15 protein-coding genes, 5 tRNA genes and 2 pseudogenes are annotated in these 16,672 nt (G+C 48.0%); 13 read left to right on the top strand and 9 right to left on the bottom strand.

Annotated elements, in window-relative coordinates; all coding sequences use genetic code 11:
• The coding region (locus RYL88_RS05975; protein WP_314989760.1) for an anaerobic C4-dicarboxylate transporter family protein at positions 1-1,252 on the bottom strand (1,252 nt) is incomplete at its 3' end.
• A gap of 223 nt (positions 1,253-1,475) precedes the next feature.
• Between RYL88_RS05975 and larA the strand changes: the two genes are divergently transcribed.
• The 8 genes from larA to RYL88_RS06015 all read left to right on the top strand — a co-directional run bounded on the left by larA (position 1,476) and on the right by RYL88_RS06015 (position 8,781).
• Positions 1,476-2,726, top strand: coding sequence for a nickel-dependent lactate racemase (gene larA, locus RYL88_RS05980; RefSeq protein WP_314989762.1), 1,251 nt, complete (start codon positions 1,476-1,478; stop codon positions 2,724-2,726).
• Positions 2,727-2,728: 2 nt separating this feature from the next.
• Positions 2,729-4,147: a nickel pincer cofactor biosynthesis protein LarC gene (gene larC, locus RYL88_RS05985; RefSeq protein ID WP_314989765.1), complete on the top strand. Its 1,419-nt coding sequence runs from the start codon at positions 2,729-2,731 to the stop codon at positions 4,145-4,147.
• Entirely contained in the window at positions 4,119-4,895 is a 777-nt protein-coding gene (gene larE, locus RYL88_RS05990; protein ID WP_314989767.1) for an ATP-dependent sacrificial sulfur transferase LarE, read from the top strand. Before larC ends, larE begins: the two co-directional genes overlap by 29 nt.
• Complete coding sequence (gene larB / locus RYL88_RS05995; protein ID WP_314989769.1) at positions 4,885-5,631, top strand: nickel pincer cofactor biosynthesis protein LarB; 747 nt, start codon at positions 4,885-4,887, stop codon at positions 5,629-5,631. Before larE ends, larB begins: the two co-directional genes overlap by 11 nt.
• 52 nt (positions 5,632-5,683) lie before the next feature.
• Positions 5,684-6,133, top strand: a complete 450-nt coding sequence (locus tag RYL88_RS06000; RefSeq protein ID WP_314989771.1) for a DUF2809 domain-containing protein — start codon at positions 5,684-5,686, stop codon at positions 6,131-6,133.
• A 13-nt stretch (positions 6,134-6,146) separates the two neighbouring features.
• Complete coding sequence (ttdA, locus tag RYL88_RS06005) at positions 6,147-7,046, top strand: L(+)-tartrate dehydratase subunit alpha (protein WP_314989773.1); 900 nt, start codon at positions 6,147-6,149, stop codon at positions 7,044-7,046.
• Entirely contained in the window at positions 7,043-7,654 is a 612-nt protein-coding gene (gene ttdB / locus RYL88_RS06010; protein ID WP_314989775.1) for a L(+)-tartrate dehydratase subunit beta, read from the top strand. Before ttdA ends, ttdB begins: the two co-directional genes overlap by 4 nt.
• A 467-nt stretch (positions 7,655-8,121) precedes the next feature.
• Complete coding sequence (locus tag RYL88_RS06015; RefSeq protein ID WP_314989777.1) at positions 8,122-8,781, top strand: hypothetical protein; 660 nt, start codon at positions 8,122-8,124, stop codon at positions 8,779-8,781.
• Positions 8,782-8,868: 87 nt separating this feature from the next.
• On the opposite strand, the gene RYL88_RS06020 is transcribed toward RYL88_RS06015, so the two are convergent.
• Entirely contained in the window at positions 8,869-9,429 is a 561-nt protein-coding gene (locus RYL88_RS06020; protein WP_314989779.1) for a hypothetical protein, read from the bottom strand.
• Positions 9,430-10,154: 725 nt separating this feature from the next.
• Here RYL88_RS06020 and RYL88_RS06025 point away from each other — a divergent pair.
• Positions 10,155-10,247 (top strand): annotated as a pseudogene (locus RYL88_RS06025) (IS1595 family transposase); the annotation flags it as partial.
• A 499-nt stretch (positions 10,248-10,746) separates the two neighbouring features.
• On the opposite strand, the gene RYL88_RS06030 reads toward RYL88_RS06025, so the two are convergent.
• The 7 genes from RYL88_RS06030 to RYL88_RS06060 form a co-directional block, all read right to left on the bottom strand.
• A tRNA-Lys gene (locus tag RYL88_RS06030) sits at positions 10,747-10,822 on the bottom strand.
• A 3-nt stretch (positions 10,823-10,825) separates the two neighbouring features.
• Positions 10,826-10,902 (bottom strand) — tRNA-Asp (locus RYL88_RS06035).
• Positions 10,903-10,910: 8 nt separating this feature from the next.
• Positions 10,911-10,986, bottom strand: a tRNA-Val gene (locus RYL88_RS06040).
• A gap of 16 nt (positions 10,987-11,002) precedes the next feature.
• Positions 11,003-11,078, bottom strand: a tRNA-Glu gene (locus RYL88_RS06045).
• Between the two features lie 10 nt (positions 11,079-11,088).
• Positions 11,089-11,164 (bottom strand) — tRNA-Lys (locus RYL88_RS06050).
• Positions 11,165-11,289: 125 nt separating this feature from the next.
• Entirely contained in the window at positions 11,290-12,720 is a 1,431-nt protein-coding gene (glnA, locus tag RYL88_RS06055; protein WP_297968536.1) for a type I glutamate--ammonia ligase, read from the bottom strand.
• An 86-nt stretch (positions 12,721-12,806) separates the two neighbouring features.
• Positions 12,807-13,586 (bottom strand): histidinol-phosphatase, encoded by a 780-nt coding sequence (locus RYL88_RS06060; protein ID WP_314989781.1) that lies wholly within the window; start codon positions 13,584-13,586, stop codon positions 12,807-12,809.
• A gap of 123 nt (positions 13,587-13,709) precedes the next feature.
• On the opposite strand from RYL88_RS06060, the gene RYL88_RS06065 reads away from it, so the two are divergent.
• From RYL88_RS06065 to RYL88_RS06080, 4 genes and pseudogenes are all read left to right on the top strand, one after another.
• A complete protein-coding gene (locus RYL88_RS06065) occupies positions 13,710-14,438 on the top strand; it encodes a chemotaxis protein (protein ID WP_314989783.1) in 729 nt (242 codons plus the stop codon).
• Positions 14,435-15,697: a peptidase U32 family protein gene (locus RYL88_RS06070; RefSeq protein WP_314989784.1), complete on the top strand. Its 1,263-nt coding sequence runs from the start codon at positions 14,435-14,437 to the stop codon at positions 15,695-15,697. The genes RYL88_RS06065 and RYL88_RS06070 overlap by 4 nt, the downstream gene beginning before the upstream one ends.
• A complete protein-coding gene (gene purE / locus RYL88_RS06075) occupies positions 15,694-16,191 on the top strand; it encodes a 5-(carboxyamino)imidazole ribonucleotide mutase (RefSeq protein ID WP_314989786.1) in 498 nt (165 codons plus the stop codon). Before RYL88_RS06070 ends, purE begins: the two co-directional genes overlap by 4 nt.
• Before the next feature lie 10 nt (positions 16,192-16,201).
• A pseudogene (locus RYL88_RS06080) lies at positions 16,202-16,603 on the top strand (DUF3972 domain-containing protein); the annotation flags it as partial.
• Positions 16,604-16,672 lie beyond the last annotated feature (69 nt).

The following is a 16,672-nucleotide window of genomic DNA, read 5'->3' on the forward strand; positions in this document are numbered from 1 at the left end:
CCATACCGCTGTGGAAAATCTCGTTTTGAGCGATTTTAGCAGCCTTGATGCCTGAGTAAATCATCATGATGGACGCGGCTAATAGCATGAAAATTTGGATCGTATCGACCATGCCTAGAGGGGCGGTCTTTTTCATAGTATCTTTTACTACGATACTAGCGTTTGCGACGGTTTCGGTCTTGTCGCCTTTAGTAATAACTACGTTGCCGTCTTGAAGCACGATGGTTTGAGTTACTTTTTTGTCTTTATCTAGGACTTCTACGTTAGTAAATTTAGTAGCGTCTTTTACCTTACTGTCTTTTACGTTTGAGACGACTTTGCTACTATCTACGGTAGAGACTACTTGACCGTCTTTTACGGTGATGTTTTTAACTACTTTTTTATCCACTACGATTTCAATAGATTTACCCGGGACGTCGCTAGTCCAGCTAGGGCGAAGCTGTTTATAGTAGCCAAGCACCGCCACGATAGCGATGGTAGCGAGAAATATCCACATAACGTTCCACTGTTTAGCAGGAAGTTTTTCGCCGATTAGAGAGTGGGATTCGTCTGAGCCGTAGATATATCTTCTTTGCTCAGGGTCTTTGATCTTCTCTTGAAACTCGGGGTCTTTATCTAGGTCTTTGCCTCTAAAGATCGAGTAAGTACCGATGATAAGCATACCGATAAACGTAGACGGGATAGTGACTTTTAGTAGGTCCACGTAGCTGGTAAATCCGTCGATATGAACGGTGCCCGTGCCTAGCAAAACGGCGACCATAGATACGCCGGCAACCGAAACCGGGCTAGCAATGATAGCTAGCTGAGACGAGATCGTGGTAGCAGCCAGCGGTCTTTCCGGACGGATACCGCTTTTGATAGATACGTCGTAAATGATCGGCAGTAGCGTATAAACCGTGTGTCCGGTACCGCATAAAACCGTTAGCGTCCAACCGCAAAGAGGCGCCAAAATACAGACGAATTTAGGATTTTTTCTTAGCGCTTTTTCTGCGATTTGAAGCATAACGTCAAGACCGCCCGCAGCTTGCAAAGTAGCGCTTGCTACGACGACGGCTAGGATCGTAAGGATAACGTCGATAGCGGGTTTGCCCGGCTTCATGTCGAATGCAAATACCAAGATAACAAGACCGATGCCGCCTAGTACGCCCAGCGCCATACCGCCTTTTTTAGCGCCGTAAAACAGACATCCGAGTACGACTATTAGTTGGAGAGTAAACTGCATGCTTTCACTCAAACTGGTTAGGAATTCCATTTTTTCTCCTTTTAGGAAATTATGGCGCGATTATATAAATATTAAAATTAAATACTAATAAAAAAATTAAAAATACATTCGTATATATTAATCTTATGTTTAATAATAAATTTTATCGGTTCTATAAATTTAAAAATTAAATACCCTTTTTAAATACGTTTAAAAGAAAATTTTATATATAATCCTAAGATAAAAAATTAATAATTATACTTAAGGAGCAAACATGCAAATTCCTATTCACTACGGCAAAGAGGATATCATCGATCTAAATGTTCCAGAAAAAAATTTACTGGGCGTTTTTAACCCCAACCCGGTGGCTAAATTCGACGAAACGGCGCTCATCGCAAAGGCTCTGGCAAATCCGATAAATCAAAAAAGCTTTGACGAGTTTATAGCAGGCGACGAAAAGATCGTTATCATCGTAAACGACGGCACGAGACCTACGCCGACGGCCAAAGTTTTAAAGCAAATTTATCCAAAGCTCCGCGATAAAAATAAAACCTTCATCATCGCCACGGGCTGCCACAGAGAGGGCACGCTAGAAGAGTACGAGATGATCTTCGGCAAAGAAATTTACGCGGAGCTTAACGCCAAAGGCGAAGTATGCGACCACGACTCTAAAAAAGACGAGATGAGCTATCTGGGCGAGTCCAAGAACGGCACGCAGATGTATCTAAACAAAATCGTAGCCAAAGCCAAAAAAGTGATCGTCATAGGCTCGGTCGAGCCGCACTATTTCGCAGGCTACACGGGCGGGCGTAAGGCGTTTTTACCAGGCGTCGCCAAATATGAAACCATCGAGCAAAACCATAAACTAGCTCTTAGCACCGACGCTCAGGCGCTGCGCTTAGAGGGCAATCCCGTGCACGAGGATATGATAGACGCGATGAAAGTTCTAGCTCACATCGACGTTTTTTCGATCCAGACGGTGCTTGACAGCGAGCACGGCGTGTATTACGCAAGCGCGGGCGATCTAAACGACAGCTTTTACGACTGCGTGAAAAAGGCCGACGAAGTCTTTTGCGTAAATATCCCGCGCAAGGCAGATATCGTGATATCAGTCGCGCCCTACCCTATGGACGTCGACCTTTATCAGGCGCAAAAAGCCCTAGATAACGGCAAACTGGCGCTTGCTAAGGATGGGATTTTGATAATGGTCGCAAAGTGCCGCACCGGCATCGGCCCAAAGCCGTTTTTTAACCTAATGGCGTCCGCACCGACTCCGCAAGAGGTGCTGGAAAAAATTTCAAACGAATTTCATCTAGGCTATCACAAGGCCGCCAAAATGGCCGAAATCTCGCTCTGGGCGCAGACATGGGCGGTGAGCGAGCTTAGCGACGATGAGATGCGAGCCGTGCACCTAAAACCGTATCATGATTTGCAAAAGGCCCTAGACGACGCGCTCGCGCAAAAAGGCGCGGACGCTGGGATCATCATCTTGCCGTTTGGCTCGATGACCGTGCCTAAGGCGTAAGTTTGGCGAAATTTCTTTACTACGACGCAAGTGCGGGCATCAGCGGCGATATGAATTTAGGCGCGCTGGTGGATCTGGGCGCGGATTTTAGCTATCTTTGCGCCGAGCTTGCTAAGCTAAATTTAGCTAGCGAATTTTACCTACGCAAGCGCAAAGTGCTAAAATGCGGTATCTCTGCAACCAAAATAGACGTCGTTTGCGCGGCAAATCTGAGTCAAATTCCGCTTGGCCTCTTGGGCGCTAAATTTAGCCCGCGTCAAAATTTAAACGGCAAAATTCACGGCGCCCAATTTAGAGCGGATAAGCCCGCCCGAAATCGCCCGCATCCGCGAAATTTCGCGCAAATTTTAGAGCTTATCGAGAGTTCTAGCCTAAGCGCTTTCGTAAAAAAAACGGCAAGCGAAATTTTTAGCGTTATCGCGCGAGCCGAGGCCAAAATCCACGGCACTAGCGTAGAGCAAGTACATTTTCACGAAGTTGGCGCCGCTGACAGCATCGCGGACGTAGTGGGCGCAGCTATTTGCTTGGAGGCCTTGGGCGCGCCGCAAATTTTTACTTCGCCTATCGAGCTTGGTGGCGGTTTTGCGCATTGCGCTCACGGCAGGTTGGCCGTACCGGCGCCTGCTGTTTGCGAAATTTTAAAAGGCGCGCAAGTAAGCTTAGGGCGGGCAAATTTCGAGACGACTACGCCCACGGGAGCGGCGATTTTAAAGGCCTGCGCGCTAAATTTAAGGGAGCAAGACGGCCGCGAACCGCCGCAAAATTTTAAAATTTTAAGCGCGGGCTACGGCGCGGGCGACAAAGAGTCCGCGGATTTTGCCAACGCGCTTCGCGTGATGCTTTGCGAAACGAGCGAGGATTTAGGCGCGAGCGGCGAGCCGAATTTGCGCGCGCAAACCGGCTACGGCGAGCTTTGCGAGCAGATTTTAATCTCCACGAACATAGACGATATGGACGCCGAAAGCTTTGCCTTTGCCTGCGATATTTTGCGAGATAGCGGCGCGCTGGACGTGTTTAGCAGGTCTATTTTTATGAAAAAAGGACGCACGGGCTTTGAGCTAAACGCGCTGTGCCGCAAGAGGGACGCCGCGCGGATAAAGGGGCTGATTTTCGCGCATACGACGGCTATCGGAGTTAGAGAGTGCGCCGTAAGGAAAACCGAGCTTGCGCGCGAGTTTTGCGAGGTGGAGACTAAATACGGCAAAATAAGGCTTAAAATTTCTCGCGGCCGGGTTTGCGGTTTTAACGCCGAGCAAAATTTAGCGGATGAAAATTTAGCCCGAAATTACTCCGAAATTTTAAAAATCAAGCCCGAATTCGAGGACTGCAAAAAAGCCGCGCAGAGATTTCAAACGACGATCCGCGAGGTTAGAAACGAGACTTTAAAAAAATATGACGAAACTAGAAATTCTAAAAAATGATATAAAAAAGCTGGAAAATTTAGCCGTAGCCTTTAGCGGCGGCGTGGATAGCTCGCTGCTACTGCGCGTTGCCGCCGATACGCTAGGCCGGCGCGCGGTGGCGATCACGCTAAAATCGCCCTATATGTCGGGGCGCGAGATAAAAGAGGCGGTAGAATTTACCCGTACTTACGGCATCAGGCACGAAATTTTGGAGCTAGACGCGCCCGAAGCGGTAAAAAATAATCCGCAAGACCGCTGCTACGTCTGCAAAAAGGCGGTTTTTACGCGGCTAATCGAGCTGGCAAAACATCTAGGCTTTACAAACGTCGCCGACGGCACGAACCTAGACGATCTTGGCGAATACCGCCCCGGGCTTAAAGCAAAGGACGAGCTTGGCGTACTTTCGCCGCTTAAAGGCCTCAAAAAATCAGAGATTAGAGAGCTTAGCCGCGAGCTTGGACTGCCGACCGCGGATAAGCCCAGCTACGCGTGCCTTCTGACGCGTTTGCCGCACGATAGGGAGTTTTCCGCGGAGGAAATTTCGCTCGTGGAGCGAGTCGAAAATCTGCTAATCTCGCACGGATTTTTAAACGTTCGCGCGCGCTTTGACGGCAAAGCCTTTAAGCTGCAAATGGGTGCGAGCGAGACTAGACGCTTTTGCGCGGGAGATTTTAGCGCCGTCGTACGCGAGATCGCCGCGCTTGGCGAGTATGATATTTTGCTTGATTTAAAGGGGCTTCGCGGGGAGATTTTAAATGACGAATGATGAGGCTTTAAATTTCGTCCGCGCCGTAAAATCTGGCGAAAAAAGCGAGCGCGAAGCGATAGAATTTTTACGAGATTTTCCTTTTAGCGACGCGGGCTGCGCTAAGATCGACGTTCAGCGCGCCCTGCGAAACGGCGCGGGCGAGGTGATCTACGGCGAGGGCAAGACGGATGATGAAATTTTACGTATCGCAGAGGCAATCGGCGCGAGGCGGCAAAATATCCTGATCACGCGCACGAACGAGCGGGTTTTCGAGCTGGTGCGCGAGATACTGCCGCAGGCGGAGTTTAACGCTCGCGGCCGCGTCGTCAGCGTCAAATTTAAAGAACCCGCGCTAACGCAAAGCTACATCGCGATAGTATCTGCCGGCACCGCCGACGGCGCGGTAGTGGAGGAGGCGTACGAGACGGCGAGATTTTTAGGCAACGACGTGCATAAATTTAGCGATGCGGGCGTGGCCGGGCTGCATAGGCTGATCGCAAATTTAGAGCAGATACGCGGCGCAAAGGTCGTGATCGCGGTGGCGGGTATGGAGGGCGCGCTAGCTAGCGTGCTAGCGGGCCTTGTGAGCGTGCCGGTGATCGCGGTGCCCACCAGCGTGGGGTACGGAGCGAGCTTCGGCGGGCTGGCGGCACTGCTAGCGATGCTAAACAGCTGCGCAAACGGCGTAAGCGTCGTAAATATCGACAACGGATTCGGCGCCGCATATAACGCGAGCCTGATAAATCATCTCTAAATTTACGCCGCCGCGCGGGTCAAATTTAACGGCTAAATTTAAAAGGAAAGCGTTGCGAGAGGAAAATTTAAACGAACAAAAGGCTAGGCCTGAGGGTGCGAAAAAGCTCGCGCAAAAGGCGCAAACAAGGCAAAGCGCGCGGACGAGGCTAGTGTTTTTAGCCGCAGCGGTTCTGATTTTAGCGGCTGAAATTTACATCGCGATCTGCGTAAAGGGCGGCTTCGTACGCCACTACGCGGGCGACGTTTTGGCCGTTATCTTGCTTTATGCTTTGGCTCGGGCTGCATTTAGCGCGCCGCCTTTAAATTTGCCGCTTAAAATTTTCGCGTTCGCGGCGGCTTTAGAGCTCGTGCAGTATTTTGGCGCGGTGCAAATTTTAGGCGTAGAAAATAAAATTTTAAAAATAATGATCGGCGGGACGTTTGATTTTGCCGATTTGCTCTGCTACGCTGCGGGCTGCATCCTGGCGGGCGTATATGAAAAATTTGAAAGTAAAATTTAGTAAAGGAGAAGCGATGGATAAACAAAAAGCCGTGCAAAAGATGACCGAGGTCATGGCGAAATTCGTCGGCTACACAGGCAAGGTGCTACCCGACGACGTGACGGCGAAGCTAAGCGAGCTCGCCGAGCGCGAGACGCAGCCGCTGGCGAGAGAAATCTACAAAACGATGTTTGAAAACCAGCGCCTAGCTAAGCAGCTAGATCGTCCGTCCTGTCAGGATACGGGCGTGATCCAGTTTTTCGTGCGCTGCGGAGCGAACTTCCCGCTCATCGGCGAGCTTGAGGAGCTGCTGCGAGAGGCCGTACTGCGAGCGACGCGCGAGGCTCCGCTGCGTCACAACAGCGTCGAGACATTTGACGAGTACAACACCGGTAAAAACGTCGGTAAGGGCACGCCGAGCGTATTTTGGGAGATCGTGCCGGATAGCAGCGAGTGCGAGATCCACACCTACATGGCGGGCGGCGGCTGTAGCCTGCCCGGCAAGGCAACCGTGCTGATGCCGGGCATGGGCTACGAGGGGGTCGTGAAATTCGTCATGGACATCATGACCAGCTACGGCATAAACGCCTGTCCGCCGCTGCTATTGGGCGTGGGCATCGGCACCTCGATCGACGTGGCGTCGCTGCTATCTAAAAAAGCGCTGATGAGACCTCTTGGCTCGCGCAATCCAAACGACCGAGCCGCGCTAACCGAAAAGCTGCTCGAAGAGGGCATAAATAAAATCGGCCTGGGCCCGCAAGGCATGAGCGGTGCAAGCTCGGTGATGGGCGTGCATATCGAAAACTGCGCCCGCCACCCAAGCGTCATCGCCGTCGCCGTAAACGTAGGCTGCTGGTCGCACCGCAAAGGCCATATCGTCTGGGACGAGCAGCTAAGCTTTGCCGTAAAATCGCACAAGGAGTTCGCGCTATGAGTAAGAAAATTTTAACCACGCCGATCAAGGCCGAGGATCTGGCCGACATCAAAATCGGCGACGTCATATACCTCACGGGACACATCGTCACCTGCCGCGACGTACCGCACAGACGCGTCGTGCAGGAGGGTCGCGAGCTGCCGCTAGATATCAGGGGCGGCGCGATCTTGCACGCGGGGCCGATCATCAGAAAAACGGACGATAAAAGCTTTGAGATGGTCTCGGTCGGGCCTACTACGAGTATGAGGATGGAGAAATTCGAGCGCGAGTTTATCACTAAAACGGGCGTGCGCCTGATAGTGGGCAAAGGCGGCATGGGCGAGGGCACGATGAGCGGCTGCAAGGAGTTTGGCGCGATACACTGCGTATTTCCCGCGGGCTGCGCGGTGGTGGCGGCTACACAGGTCGAGGAGATCGAGAGTGCGGACTGGACGGAGCTTGGGATGCCTGAGACGCTGTGGAAGTGCCGCGTGAAGGAGTTTGGCCCGCTCATCGTCTCCATAGACGCGCATGGAAATAATCTTTTTGAGCAGAACAAGGTCAAATTTAACGAGAAAAAGGACGCGGCGCTAGCTGAAATTTTACCGCAGGTCGGGTTTATAAAGTAGCTAAATTTTGGCGGTTTGGATTTTAATTTGTACGCCTTAAATTTTTACGCCCGGTTGCTAAATTTTAAAATTTAACGCTCTAACGAGGGGGAATTTTTAAGGGCTTTGGACGGATAACGTGTGCGACGCAGCAAAACAAGACAGCTTAGTGCCGGGCCAAGTCCGTCCAAATGCAACACGCGGAGTTTGAGACAAGTATAGAAATTTTCTATGCAAGCAGGTATTTTAAGATAAATTTATGTCGCTGCTTACGCAAATAAATAAAAGCCCAATTTAGCCGATTTATTAAAATCACTGCTACCGCATACGAGGTTTTGTTTACTATCTGCCGTTTAAAATCAAATAGACCGACCGAAAACGGTGCGCCTAACTCTAAATTTAACCGCCGTTTACGGATAAATTTAAGCTAAATTTAACGGCTTAAACAGCAAAATTTATCCGTTAATTAACAATAAAAGAGGAAAAACTTGGGCGAAACGACTTTTGCAGTTGTATTTTTCTGCGCTTGCGCGCTGTTTTTGACGGCGGTAGGATACTTTGTTTTGGGCGTTTTGGCGAAATTTTACGCTTTTATCAAATTTGCCGCGCGCCTTTGCTTACAAGAGCCTAAATTTAGCCTCACCATGTTCGCGCCAGCGTTCATCTTGTCGCTTTATATCGTACTGATTTCGCAAAATATCATTTTTGATTTTACTTGGGGCGCCTCGGCAAATATTTTCGGTGGGCCGGCTTCCTGGTTGCTTTTAGATGCGCTACTTTTCGTATTTTCGCTGATTGCAAGGCTAGAGGAGCGATATTTTTACGTTTTTTCGTTTCGCTTGGCGCTTTTGGAGCTACTTTGCGGGCTTATCACGGCGATAATTTCAAGGGATATTTTTAGCATTTACGTCCCGTGCGCGCAGATTTTACTCGTATTTTGCGTATGTTTTGATTTTTTGTGCCTAAGTGCGACGAAAGCAAACGCAAAGCTGTTAGATGATTTAAGCGCAAAAAATGATTTAAGCGAGCCTGAAAAACTTGCCAAAGAGGCGCTAGAGCGGCTCGCAAACTTGCCAGGTAAAGAAGAAGCGTTGCTGCAAGCAAACATTATCCGCATGAAAATGAAGCAAGAATGCCGCGCGGCTTAAATTTATGGTTTTAGCTGTTTAAATTTAGCGTTTCTTGCGTCAAACGGTCAAATTTGACTTCGTTTCAAACAAACTTTATCGCGTAACCTAACGACGCCCGAAAAGCCGTCCGAAAAACGCAGCCGTTTGGCGAGTCCTAAGCAAAATGAACGCCCACAGCTGCCTACAAATCTGTATAATAAAATACGCCGACATCATCACATAAAAATTCGCAACGCCAAAGCTGATGATTTCATAATACACAAATAGCTCCAACCTCATCCGCACTATAAATTCTCGCGTCGGGCGATAAGAGTGCCACATGCTATAACCAGAGAAAAAATCATCCGGCCCGCTAAAGACCAAAAAGCATACGATAGGCGTAGACAAAATAATACTTTGCGAAAGCGCTTGGGCGTTGCTTTTGTTTTCCTTAAGCCTACCTGTGATTCCGCTAGCTACGCCGCTAAGCCCCGTAAGCACCAAACAAACTAGCATAAAAAAGCATAAATAACTAAGATGAAACGCCGCCACGTCGCCAAAGGTTGTTTTGGTTCGCGCTACGTCTATAGCCGGGTAAAAGCCCGCCATAAACGCCGTAAAGTCTCTAAAAACCGCGTGAGCGGATAAGATATCTTCAGGTATGACAAAGAGGCTAAGAGCTACCAAAGCATAAGCGATCAGGCTAATAAAAAAGGCGGTTTCAAGCTTCCTTGCGGCTAGTCTTAATCTTGCTTTTAGTCTTATTTTTCGGCTCTATAACTGCGACCTTTTAGCGATTTTTGAGCGTATTATACCATCTTCTTGAAGTCTTCCTTGCCCAAATTTACGCTCTTTATATGCCGCCTATTTGACTTTACGCGGTTTAATCCAGCCTGCTTTTGGCAAAAGATAAAATTTTGGCGCCGTTTGCGCGTATCTTTGAGCAAGTTTGTTTGCCGCGACCGGCTTCATCTCACAAATAGGGCGCATATTAGCTAGGCAAGCCATCCGTAATCAATAATCGCGCTTTTTGCGTAAGTTTTATTTTAAATTTGCTGTGATATTTATTTCTTGACGCTCCTTGCGTAATCTTAGCAAAATCCTTTAAGACACCATTTGTCCGGCTATTTTACGTGCATCAGCGGTAACGGCGCTAACTGCTTTTCCTATCTTGCCAGGCCCGTCTGCTTCTTTGATGCCGTTTATCGGTTTGCCCGCGCTAGCGGAGTCAGAGCAACTTTTCTACCGCTTAGAATTTTCAAATTTAGGCTCGAGATAAGTTAAAAACTTTCGCAGGCATTTTTCTCAAAGCAACTGCGTCCATCGGCAGCAAATGAAGTGAAGTTAAATGCGAGAAGATGATTTTGACGAAGCTCTTAAAGCGGCTGGCGTAGAGAAGTTAAAATAAGTATATACGTTTCCAAATTTTAGATAATAAATTTAGAGAAGTTCTCAAGTATTTAGCAAAGGAAATAGAAGCTACTAAAATACCAAATATAACCGGCTTTTAGGCAAAATTTTCGGTACGTTAGCTTGCCTAAATGCTTGTTTGAGTAGATAAAAATCGCCTTTACTTCGCTATGCTTACTACTTTGCAAGAAGCTAACGGCAAAACCGTATAAATGGCATTGAAATTTTAGCTGCAACTTGCTTTACTACCGACTACCCAAAGGCTACGAATATAGCAAAGTAGAGCAAAAGAAGATATGCTAAGCATGGATTTCTAAAATTAAAGGGAATTTTTATGCGTAGTGACGGTGACGACCACAGGGAAGTTAAGAAAAAGAGAATTTATACCTTATCTTAAAGAGTGTATTCTGCTCTACATCGCGGTGTTTTTAGCTTTTTAAGAAGTGGCTACAAGCGTAAAGAGTTTAGATATAGCACTAAAACTACGCAATAAAACTTATGTCAGAACCATTGAAATTGACAAGAGAAAATTCGCTTAAGTTGCCTTAAACTAAAAATATTAAGAAAATTTTTGTGGTTATCTTACGTTATGAGTGGTGCCCCGTGTAGGGTTCGAACCTACGACCCCATCATTAAGAGTGATATGCTCTACCAACTGAGCTAACGAGGCAAATGGCGCAGCGGACGGGGCTCGAACCCGCGACCTCCGCCGTGACAGGGCGGCATTCTAACCATCTGAACTACCGCTGCACCTAAAATGGTGGTCGCTATAAGACTCGAACTTATGACATCCACCTTGTAAGGGTGGCGCTCTACCAACTGAGCTAAGCGACCGAAAAAGACTAAATCGTGGCGACCCTTAAAGGATTTGAACCTCTGTTGCTACACTGAGAGAGTAGAGTCCTGGGCCACTAGACGAAAGGGTCTATGTAAAAATGGTGTCCTGTGCTGGACTCGAACCAGCGACCCCTTCATTAAAAGTGAAATGCTCTACCGACTGAGCTAACAAGACAAATTTTCAAAAAACGAAACGTGATTATATATAAAAAAGGCTGATTTGTCAAGAAAATCGCCGTCGTTTTTAAAATATCGTCGTAAATTTAAAAATTCGCGACGATATTTACGTTTAAATTTGATTTAGCAAGAAAAACAAGTCTTAAATTCGTATGCCGTAGGTCTTGCTTCGTACGGCCACACTTGGGTTTCAAATTTATAATGCTGATAATCGTCGATAAAAGTCTCGGTCATTATCGGACGGAGGTATTCGTTATCGCGGATTAACGCTTCTAAGCTGCCCCTTAGCGTATGCGGTAGCTGCTCGATACCGCGCTCGCGAATTTCGTCCAGGTGCAGTTTAAATAAATTTTCATCCATCGGGCCCACCGGCTCCATTTTGTGCTTCACGCCGTCAAGCCCGGCCATCAGCATCGCAGCAAACGCCAAGTAGGGATTTGCCGTGCTATCAGGGAATCTCATCTCGGCGCGCACGGATTTTTCTCCCGAGCCATAAGGGATACGGATCGACGCCGAGCGATTTTGGCTTGAATAGGTGAGTATCGACGGCGCTTCAAAGCCTGGGATTAGGCGCTTGTAGCTGTTTGTGCTTGGGTTTGTAAACGCCGCGACGCTTCTTGCGTGATTTAAGATTCCGCCGATGTACCAGCGCGCGAAATCGCTTAAATTCGCGTAATTTCCCTCGCCGTAGAATAAATTTTTACCGTCTTTCCACACCGACTGATGCACGTGCATGCCGCTGCCGTTGTCGCCGTAGAGCGGCTTTGGCATAAAAGTCGCGGTTTTGCCGTTTAGGTGCGCGACCATTTTTACGACGTATTTGTAAATTTGCACGTTATCGGCGGCCTCTACGAGAGTGCCGAATTTCACGCCAATCTCGCCTTGACCCTGCGCGACTTCGTGGTGCCCGACGAAGACCTCAAGCCCCACCTGCTCTAAAACCTGCATCATCTCTGCGCGCAGATCGACCATACTATCGGTAGGCTGCGTCATCAGATAGCCGCCTTTTCGGCGCGGTCTGTGGCCCGTGTTGTAGCCGTCGGTAAAGTCCTTAGCGTCGTTCCACTCGCCCTCTTCGGTATCTACTTCATACATCGCGCAGTTTGGGCTATCGACGATTTTTACGTTATCAAATATAAAAAATTCATTCTCCGGCCCAAAATACGCCGCGTCGCCCACGCCGCTTTCTTTTACGTAGGCCATCGCTTTTTTGGCTATCGAGCGCGGGCATTTTTCGTAAATTTGCCCCTTGTAAATGTCGTAAATATCGCAAAAAACGACTGCGGTAACGTCGGCGGTAAAAGGATCTAAAAAGGCGCTAGTAGCTTCCGGACGCATTATCATATCGCTTTTATCTATCGGCTGCCAGCCGCCCAGCGAGCTAGCGTCCATCGGCACTCCGTGCTCAAAATGCGCCTTTTCGACGGCTTTTACGTTATATGTAATGCTGTGCCAAGCGCCGTTCATATCGGTAAATCTAAAATCTACGAATTTAACCTCGTGCTCTTTGCAAAAATCAAAAAAATGATCGACGTTTTTTACGAATTTTCCCATTTTTCCGCTCCTTTGTTTATTAATTTCGTAATTGTATCATAAAATATTGTTTTTAAGATTAATTTAAATAATTTTTTCTACCCGATCTAAAATTTTACAAATTCTCTATCGCGGTTTTTAAATACCGCACACTTGCTAAAGCCCAAATTTCTAGCGATTTGTTCGCATTTTTCGCCGTTTAGACCAACCTGGTCTTTTGCGTGCGCGTCCGAGCCAAAGGTGATCGATATGTCTTTTTCGGCGATCATTTCTAGCAAATTTACGCTTGGATACTGCTCGCCGGCGGGTTTTCTAAATCCGGACGCGTTTATCTCTACCGTGAGATTTGCCTTTTTTATAGCATTAATCGCGTCTTTAGCAAGGAGTCTAACGTCGGTTTTTGGCATAAATTTAAACACCTTTAGTAAATCCAAATGCCCGACTATGTCAAATTTTACCGACTTTGCCATCTTTTCTACGCAGTAAAAATAATCCCGCCAAATTTGATCTATATCGCGTTTTTCGTATTCGCCGATAAATTCGGGATTATCAAAACCCCAGCCGCCCAAAAAATGCACCGAACCGATGAGATGGTCTACGTCGCGCGATAAAACCCGCTCGTCCATAAAGCCCTCTAAAAAATCGACCTCATAGCCCAGCATTATTTTTATCCGCCCGTCAAATTCGTCTCTGAGGCGCAAAATTTCGCTCTCGTAAACGTCCATTTGCGAAAAATCCATACGGTACGCTTCGTCAAATTTCATCGGCGCGTGATCGCTAAAGCCAAAATACTCGCAGTTTGAATTTATCGCGCTTAAAACGTACTGCCTAGGCTCGTCTACGGCGTGTTTGCAAAGCGGAGTGTGATTGTGAAGATCGACTTTCATTTTTGTCCTTTTATTTCCGAGATGCTACCTAAAATTTGATAAATTTAAGGATAAAATTCGCTTTTTAAACTTACATTTCGTTAATTTTTTATATAATCAGCCTAAATTTAAATAGGAGTTTTTATGACGCAAGAAGAACTTGACGCCTTGATGGCGGGCGATTTAGAGGGCGTTGCCGCCGAGACCGACGACGCGCAAGCTAGCGACGATGAAAATTTAAACCTAGAAACCGCCGAGGAAGCCTCGGTAGAGAGCAAAGACGCAGACGTTAAATTCGACTCCGGCGACTATAAAGTATCCTCAAATATGCCGTGGCCTCCGCCTCCTCCGACGGACGATCACAAGATGGTTCATCAGCTAGACGACGTCACGAAAGACAGCGAGGAAAAAGCCACGCAGATGTTTGACAAGCTTGATGCGATCAATAACTTTTCTATGGACGCGGAGAGCGGGCTTAGCGAGATTATCGGCGGTATAGAGGCTAATATCGAAATTTTTACTAAACTACACGAAAAATTCCCAAATATCGCTACTTTTTCCGATGCGCTAGAGAAAAATAACGCCCTAAAAAGCTCCGCCGAAACGACGCTAAATAACGTCAGGATGGCCGAGGACGAGATAATGATGGCGATGGATATGATGCAGTATCAAGACATCCACCGTCAAAAGATCGAGCGCGTAATTAACGTCATGCGCGCGCTTAGCAAGTATATGAGTAGCCTCTTTGAGGGCAAGATCGACGACGAGAAGCGCGTGGCCTCGGCTGTACATATCGCAGGCGATACGCACACCGAAAATCTCGTCAGCAACGACGATATCGAGGCTCTAATCGAAAGCTTGGGCAAAAAGTGAAAAAGCCCGAGCTTTTATCTCCCGCGGGAAATTTAACCAAGCTAAAAATAGCTCTAGAGTACGGCGCGGACGCGGTATACGCATCGGTGGCGAGCTTTTCGCTTCGCACTCGTTCGGCGCGCGAATTTAACCTTGAAACCTTTAAAGAAGCTATCGAATACACGCACGCAAAGGGCAAAAAATTTTACGCGACGGTAAACGCGTTTCCTTTTAATTCGCAAATCGAGCCGCTAAAACGCCACTTGCAAACGATTTCTGTGATGAAGCCAGATGCCTTTATCATCGCGACTCCGGGCGTCATGAGCCTGGCAAAAGAGATAGCCCCAGACATCGAGATCCACCTCTCGACGCAGGCAAACGTCATGAATGCGCTTGACGCTAAAATCTACCACGAAATGGGCGCAAAACGCATCGTCGTGGCACGCGAAATGAGTCTAAAAGACGTCGTGAAGATAAAAGAGCAAATCCCGACGCTAGATATCGAGATTTTCGTACACGGCTCGATGTGTTTTGCTTACTCGGGGCGCTGTTTGGTCAGCGCGGTGCAAAGCGGCCGCCAATCAAACCGCGGCAGCTGCGCGAATGACTGCAGGTTTAAATACGAACTCTACGCCAAAAATCCCGAGAGCGGGACGCTGTTTCGCCTGGAAGAAGACGAAGAAGGCGGCACGCACGTGATGAACTCGAAGGATTTAAATTTATCTGCGCACATCAAAGACATCATCGAAAGCGGCGCAGTGGGTAGCCTAAAAATCGAAGGCCGCACGAAAAGCGAATACTACGCCGCCTGCGCGACCAGAGCCTACCGCATGGCCGTCGACGACGCAGCGGCCGGCAAATTCGACGCGCAAATTTACGCGGGCGAACTAAATACGCTAAAAAATCGCGGCTTTACCGACGGCTACCTAGTAAATCGCCCGTTTGAAAAGGCTGATACGCAAAATCACGCCAGCAGCCTAGAAGAAGGCACTCATCAGGTAAACGCTATGAGCGAGGACGGCGAGTTTTTTAAATGCAAATATAAAATTTTCCCTGGCAACGAGTATGAGATCGTGGCGCCTCTGGGCTCGCAGATAGATGAGTGCGAGAGCGAAATCTCGCAAATTTTCGGTCGCGACGGCAAGAAATTTATCAAATTTAAAAAACTAGTAACCAAAAAAGGCAAAGAGATCGCCGAGATCCACAGCGGCAACGAAAACGAAGTAAATTTGGGCGCGAGGCTGCCTAAATTTAGCTTTTTAAGAGAGGAAATAAAATGAAATTCGTTTCAATTATAATGGGAAGCAAAAGCGACTACGACGTAGTTAGCGAGGCGGCAAAGGTGCTTGAAAAATTTAACGTCCCTTACGAGCTAATCATCAGCTCGGCGCATAGGAGCCCAAAGCGAACTAGCGAATACGTCGCCGCAGCCGAGGAAAAAGGCGCGCAGGTCTTTATCGCGGCGGCCGGTATGGCGGCGCACTTAGCGGGCGCTATCGCGGCAAACACCACTCGTCCCGTGATCGGCATACCGATGGCAGGCTCGGCGCTTAGTGGCGTGGACGCGCTTTATTCCACCGTACAGATGCCAGGCGGTATGCCTGTTGGCACCGTGGCGATCGGCAAGGCCGGCGCGGTAAACGCAGCCTATCTGGCGATACAAATTTTAGCCCTAAACGACCAAAATCTAGACGAGACATTAAAAGCCGACCGAGCGGCGAAAGCCAAACAAGTAGAGGAAGACTCGGCGAAGGTGGAAATTTTACTCGCCTAAAGGAGCAAAGATGCAGACATACTTAAGCATAGACGAATTTTGCAAGCTCGTGCACCTAGAGCGCGAGGTGATCGAGGGGATGATAAATCGCGGCGTGCTAAACACGAAAGAAGAAGGCGGCGAGATCCTTATAGAAGCTAGCCAAGGCACGATGAGCGTAGTGCCTAGCGTCGTGGCCGTGCCTGCGCCGCAGATAGGCTCAGAGGGCTTTAGCTTCGTAGAAAAGACGATCGGCACGATACTGAATTTGCACGAAAAGGTGCTTGATGCTAAAGACGAGACGCTAGAGACCCTGCGCAACGAAAATAAATTTTTAAAAGAGGCGCTAATCTCGATGCAAGAGCTCTACGACGAGGATAGAAGAACGGTCGAAACGCTCACAAAGCAGATAAAAAATTCGCAAGACGATGTCTAGTTTTTAAAGCGAAAATACAAACTCTTGTGGAACAAATCGGTTGAAAATTTCTAAGGAGACACGGAG

Source organism: uncultured Campylobacter sp. (assembly GCF_963517995.1).
In the GTDB taxonomy this organism is placed as follows: domain Bacteria; phylum Campylobacterota; class Campylobacteria; order Campylobacterales; family Campylobacteraceae; genus Campylobacter_A.

Coding starts and splice junctions, on each gene's coding strand:
- larA (WP_314989762.1), top strand. CDS start 1,476: ATGCAAATTCCTATTCACTACGGCAAAGAGGATATCATCGATCTAAAT.
- larE (WP_314989767.1), top strand. CDS start 4,119: ATGACGAAACTAGAAATTCTAAAAAATGATATAAAAAAGCTGGAAAAT.
- larB (WP_314989769.1), top strand. CDS start 4,885: ATGACGAATGATGAGGCTTTAAATTTCGTCCGCGCCGTAAAATCTGGC.
- ttdA (WP_314989773.1), top strand. CDS start 6,147: ATGGATAAACAAAAAGCCGTGCAAAAGATGACCGAGGTCATGGCGAAA.
- ttdB (WP_314989775.1), top strand. CDS start 7,043: ATGAGTAAGAAAATTTTAACCACGCCGATCAAGGCCGAGGATCTGGCC.
- glnA (WP_297968536.1), bottom strand. CDS start 12,720: ATGGGAAAATTCGTAAAAAACGTCGATCATTTTTTTGATTTTTGCAAA.
- RYL88_RS06060 (WP_314989781.1), bottom strand. CDS start 13,586: ATGAAAGTCGATCTTCACAATCACACTCCGCTTTGCAAACACGCCGTA.
- RYL88_RS06065 (WP_314989783.1), top strand. CDS start 13,710: ATGACGCAAGAAGAACTTGACGCCTTGATGGCGGGCGATTTAGAGGGC.
- purE (WP_314989786.1), top strand. CDS start 15,694: ATGAAATTCGTTTCAATTATAATGGGAAGCAAAAGCGACTACGACGTA.